General features: G+C 70.2%; 1 protein-coding gene. It reads right to left on the bottom strand.

Annotated elements, in window-relative coordinates:
- On the bottom strand, positions 1-5394 hold a 5394-nt coding region (locus IEZ17_RS41250), incomplete at both ends, for a non-ribosomal peptide synthetase (RefSeq protein WP_189308772.1).

Here is a 5394-nt window from a genome sequence, read left to right as displayed (position 1 = left end):
ACCGTCACGGACCGCCACCGCATCCGGAGTGCGTGCCACCTGCGCGCTGAAGAGCTCCGGTACGGTCAGCCGTGGCGCCTGCCGCGACTGGCCGTACCCCGCGGTGATCACCCGCGCCCGCTCCTCGTCGGTGAACAGCTCGACACCGTGCACTCGCTGGTCGGGATCGGCGATCACTGCTGCCAGCAGCCGCGACAGCCGATCGGCCAGCGCCCGTACGGTGCCGGGCTCGAACAGCTCGGTGGAGTACTCCAGGTGCCCCTCGATCCCCGCGACGCCCCCCGCCTCGTCCCATGTCTCGGTGAAGCTGAACGTCAGGTCGAACTTGCTGATACCCGTGTGAACGGGCTGACCGGTCACCGTGACCCCGGGCAGGTCGACGCCGGCCGCCGCCTGGTTCTGCAACACCAACATCACCTGGAACAGCGGATGACGGTCCTGCGACCGCGCCGGGTTGAGCGCCTCCACCAACCGCTCGAACGGCACATCCTGATGCGCGAACGCCGCCAGGTCGAACTCCCGCACCCGGTCGAGGAGTTCACGGAAGGTGGGATCCCCCGACAGATCCGTGCGCAGCACGAGGGTGTTGACGAAGAACCCGACCAGGTCGTCCAGGGCCTCATCGCTCCGGCCGGCCACCGCGGTGCCGAGCGGGACATCGTCGCCGGCACCGTGCCGGGACAACAGCACCGACACCGCCGCCTGCACCACCATGAACAACGTGCATCCGCGCGACCGCGCCAACTCGACGAGCCCCCGGTGCGTGTCCTGGCCGATCACGAAGGTGAGGGAGTCGCCCGCGTGCTTCAGCAATGCGGGGCGCGGCCGGTCCCACGGGAGTTCGACCAACTCGGGTATGCCCGCGAGCCGTTGCCGCCAGAAGTCCAGCTGTCGTGCCGTCAGACTCTCGGCGTCGGACTCCTCGCCCAGCATGCGCCGCTGCCACAGGGTGTAGTCGGCGTACTGCACCGGCAACGGCGACCAGTCAGGAGCCCCGCCCACAGCACGCGAACGATAAGCCGCGCCCAGATCCCGGCCCAACGGTGCCAACGACCAGCCATCCGCGGCAATGTGATGCACCACCAGCACCAGTACGTGCGCCTCGGCACCCAACCGCAGCAACCGCACCCGCACCGGAACGTCCGTCGCCACGTCGAACTCGCAGCAGACGCTGTCCGTGAGCACCCGGTCCAGCTCGGCGGGCACCACGTCCCGGGGCCGCGGTGCGAGGTCGACGGCGGACGCGTCCAGCACCAGCTGTCGGGCGACACCGCCGGTCACCGGATAGACGGTACGCAGCGTTTCGTGGCGCTCGACGAGGTCGCTCAGTGCAGCACCCAGTGCGGCAACGTCCAGGGAGCCGTCGAGCCGCAGCACGAGCGGGATGTTGTACGTGGCGCCGGGCCCTTCGAGCCGATTGAGGAACCACAGGCGCTGCTGCGCGAAGGAGAGCGGCATGGCTTCGGGCCGCTGTTCAGGCAGCACCGACGGCCGTGCCGCGTCGGCGGCGTCGAGGACCGCGGCGAGCCCGGCGACCGTCGGGTGCTCGAAGAGCGAGCGGACCTCGACCTCGACGCCCAGGGCCGAGCGCACCCGGCTCACCAGTCGCGTCGCCAGCAGCGAATGCCCACCGGCCTCGAAGAAGTTGTCCGTCACGCCGACCCGATCGATGCCCAGGACCCCGGCGAACAGACCGCACAGGATCTCCTCGCGGGCCGTCCGCGGACTGCGGCCTTCGCCGCCACCGGACGCCTCGGGCACCGGAAGTGCACGGTGGTCGACCTTCCCGTTCGGCGTCAGCGGCAGCGCGTCCAGCACGACGAACGCCGAGGGAACCATGTACGCCGGGAGCATCCGTTCCACACCCGACGCCAGCTCCGCGCAGTCCAGCGCCGCACCGGCGGAGGGCACCACATACCCGACCAGCCGCCGATCGCCCGGCAGGTCCTCCCGCACCCGCACATACGCGGTCGCCACGCCCGGCAGGCCGGCGAGAACGCCCTCCACTTCACCGGGTTCGATGCGGTAGCCGCGGAGTTTGACCTGGTCGTCGGCGCGGGAGAGGTAGACGAGCCGGCCGTCCGCGTCCCACCGGACGAGGTCTCCGGTGCGGTACATCCGCCCACCGGAAGGGTCGAAGGGGTCGGCCACGAAACGCGTAGCCGTCAAGGCGGGGCGGCCCAGATAGCCGCGGGCCACCCCCGGTCCGGCGAGGTACAACTCGCCGGTCACGCCTGGCGCCACCATTCCCAGGCCCGCGTCCAGCACGTAGGCGCGCATACCGTCGAGGGCCCGGCCGATGGGCGGCGGTCCCATCGGTGTGTCGGGGGTGACGTGGTAGCGGGTGGCGAAGGTGGTCGTCTCCGTCGGGCCGTACACATGGTGGACCCGCGTCCCGGCCAGTTCCCCGGCGACCTGCTGCATCGCTCCGGGAGAGGCCGTCTCGCCGCCCGCGCAGACCATCCGGAGGCCGGCCAGGGACTGCGGGTCCACCTCCGCCACGACGTTGAACAGGGCGGTGGTCAGGAACAGGGCGGTGACGTTCTCGGTGGTGACGATGTCGTGCAGGACGTGGGGCTCAAGGGCACCCTCCGGAGCAATGACCACCCGTCCACCGTTGAGGAGGGGCACCCAGATCTCAAAGGTGGAGGCGTCGAAGACATAGGCGGAATGCAGGAGCACCGAGTCCGCGACACCGCCGGCCCAGGCACTGTCGGCGGCCAGGGCCGCCACATCCGCGTGCGAGACCCCGACGCCCTTGGGTATACCCGTCGAACCGGACGTGAACATCACATACGCCAGTTGCCCACCGCCCGCCACCGCAGGCAATGAAGCAACCTGCGAACGCGCACCGTCGACCACACGACCCACAGCATCGACCACCACGACGGGCACACGCTGCCGCATCTCCGCGATCCACCCGTGACCGGCGAACTCCTCGCCGACCACCAGCGCCCGGATGCCACTGACGCCTACGACCTGATGCAGCCGCTCCACGGGCCAGCGGATGTCCAGCGGCACATACGCACCACCCGCTCGAACCGCCGCCAACGACGCCGTCACCACAGCGACAGAACGCCCCAGCAACACACCGACCCCGTCCTCGGCCGCTACACCACACCCCACCAGACACGACGCCAAAACACCCGAGAACTCCTCCAACTCCCCATACGACAACACCACTCCCCCACTCGACACCGCAACCGCACACCGGTCCGCCGCCACCCGCGCCGCGAACAACCCGGGCAGGCTCGCCCCGGCGGTACCGGCCGGGAGGCGCCCGCCCTCGCCCCAGCCGACTACCTCGGCGCGTTCGCCGCCGGACAGCAGGTCGTAGCTGTGCAGGGGCCGATCCGGATCGGCGGCGACGGCCTCCAGCAGCCGGACCAGGCGACCGGTCAGGGCCTCGATGGTGGCGGCGTCGAAGAGCGCGGTCGCGTACTCGACTCCGGCTGTCAGCCCGCCCTGCGCGCGGTCCTCACCGAAGGCGAAGGTCAGGTCGAACTTGCTGACCCCGTTGTGCGCCAGACGGCTGCCGACCGTCAGTCCCGGCAGCTCGGTTTCGGCGGTGTCCTGGTTCTGGAGCACCAGCATCGTCTGGAACAGCGGGTGATGGTTGCGCGCACGGACCGGGTTGAGACTCTCCACCAGCCATTCGAACGGCACATCCTGATGGGCGTACGCTGCAAGATCGAACTCCCTGACCCGACCGAGGAGTTCGCGGAACGTCGGGTCGCCCGACACGTCCGTGCGCAGGACGAGGGTGTTGACGAAGAAGCCGATCAGATCGTCCAGCGCCTCGTCGGTACGGCCTGCGACAGGGGTGCCGACGGGAATGTCGTCCCCGGCGCCGTGCCGGGAGAGCACCGTCGCCACAGCAGCCTGAAGCACCATGAACAGCGTGCTGCCGGAGGACCTGGCCAAGTCGAGCAACCGGTGATGCAGTGCGGCGTCCAGCGTGCGGACGAACACGCCGCCGGACGGGTCCGTGACGGCCGGGCGGGGCCGGTCGACGGGCAGTTCGAGCAACTCCGGAAGGTCACTCAACACGTTTCGCCAGAAGGCAAGTTGACGCGACGCAACACTGTCGGGGTCGCTCTCCGCGCCGAGGATGTCCCGCTGCCAGAGGGTGTAGTCGGCATACTGCACCGCCGGCGCCGGCCAGTCGGGCGCCTGGCCGGCGATGCGCGCCCGATAGGCGGCGCCCAGCTCGCGGGCCAGCGGTGCCAGGGACCAGCCATCACCGGCGATGTGATGCAGAACCAGCACCAGCACATGGCGTTCGGCGCCGGTCCTGAACAGCCAGGAGCGCAGCGGCAGATCGGTCACCACGTCGAACGGACTCGTCACCGCGGCGCTCACGGCCGCGTCGAGCGCATCGGCGTCGAGCTCGCACACCCGCAGGTCCAGGTCCACGACGGAGGAGCCCAGTACGCGTTGACGCGGTACGCCGTCCCGCTCGGGGAAGACCGTGCGCAGCACCTCATGCCGCTCGACCACGTCACCGAGCGCGGAGCGCAGGGCCCGGACATCGAGCGTCCCGTCGAGTTCCAGCACGAGCGGGATGTTGTACGTGGCGCCGGGCCCGTCCAGCCGGTTGAGGAACCACAGCCGCTGCTGGGCGAAGGACAGCGGCACGGTGCTGGGCCGCTCTGCCCGCACCACCGGAGTCCTGGCCCGCCCCGCTCCGTCCAGGGCGGCGGCGAGACCGGCGGGGGTGGGGTACTGGAAGAGCGTGCGGACGGCGAGTTCGACTCCGAGGACGGAGCGCACCCGGCTGACGAGCCGGGTGGCGAGCAGCGAATGCCCGCCCAGTTCGAAGAAGCCGTCGTCGACTCCGACCCGGGTCCGGCCCAGCACGTCGGCGAAGAGACCGCACAGGATCTCTTCCTGGACCGTGTGCGGTCCGCGCCCCTCGCTGCCGCCCGCCGACGCCTCGGGGGCGGGCAGGGCGCGGCGGTCGACCTTGCCGTTGGGCAGCAGCGGCAACGCGTCGAGGACGACGAACGCAGCCGGAACCATGTACTCGGGCAGTGTGCCGGCCAGTTCCGTCCTCAGCGCGGCCTGGTGCACGGTGCTGCCGTCCGCGGGTACGACGTAGGCCACCAGGCGTTTGTCTCCCGGTCGGTCCTCGCGGATCAGCACACGGGCCGAGCCGACACCGGCAACAGCCGTCAACGCACTCTCGACCTCACCCAGCTCAATGCGATAACCCCGCAACTTGACCTGGTCATCACAGCGCCCCAGATACTCGATCCGCCCCTGCGCATCCCACCGCACCACATCACCCGTGCGATACATCCGCCCACCCGACGGATCAAACGGGTCGGCAACGAAACGGGACGCCGTCAACCCCGGACGACCCACATACCCACGCGCCAACAACCCACCCGC

The organism is Streptomyces albospinus (assembly GCF_014648695.1).
Classification (GTDB): domain Bacteria; phylum Actinomycetota; class Actinomycetes; order Streptomycetales; family Streptomycetaceae; genus Streptomyces; species Streptomyces albospinus.
This window is presented reverse-complemented; position numbering and strand designations above follow the sequence as displayed.